1 rRNA gene is annotated in these 667 nt (G+C 53.4%); it reads right to left on the reverse strand.

Annotated elements, in window-relative coordinates:
- A 23S ribosomal RNA gene (locus tag HFD97_RS22005) occupies positions 1-667 on the reverse strand; the annotation flags it as partial.

The following is a 667-nucleotide window of genomic DNA, read 5'->3' on the forward strand; positions in this document are numbered from 1 at the left end:
ACGGCTTACAGAACGCTCCCCTACCCAACAACACATAGTGTCGCTGCCGCAGCTTCGGTGCATGGTTTAGCCCCGTTACATCTTCCGCGCAGGCCGACTCGACCAGTGAGCTATTACGCTTTCTTTAAATGATGGCTGCTTCTAAGCCAACATCCTGGCTGTCTGTGCCTTCCCACATCGTTTCCCACTTAACCATGACTTTGGGACCTTAGCTGGCGGTCTGGGTTGTTTCCCTCTTCACGACGGACGTTAGCACCCGCCGTGTGTCTCCCGTGATAACATTCTCCGGTATTCGCAGTTTGCATCGGGTTGGTAAGCCGGGATGGCCCCCTAGCCGAAACAGTGCTCTACCCCCGGAGATGAGTTCACGAGGCGCTACCTAAATAGCTTTCGGGGAGAACCAGCTATCTCCCGGTTTGATTGGCCTTTCACCCCCAGCCACAGGTCATCCGCTAATTTTTCAACATTAGTCGGTTCGGTCCTCCAGTTAGTGTTACCCAACCTTCAACCTGCCCATGGCTAGATCACCGGGTTTCGGGTCTATACCCTGCAACTTAACGCCCAGTTAAGACTCGGTTTCCCTGCGGCTCCCCTATACGGTTAACCTTGCTACAGAATATAAGTCGCTGACCCATTATACAAAAGGTACGCAGTCACACCACAAGGG

Source organism: Pantoea sp. EKM103V (assembly GCF_011800365.1).
Classification (GTDB): Bacteria; Pseudomonadota; Gammaproteobacteria; order Enterobacterales; family Enterobacteriaceae; genus Pantoea; species Pantoea anthophila.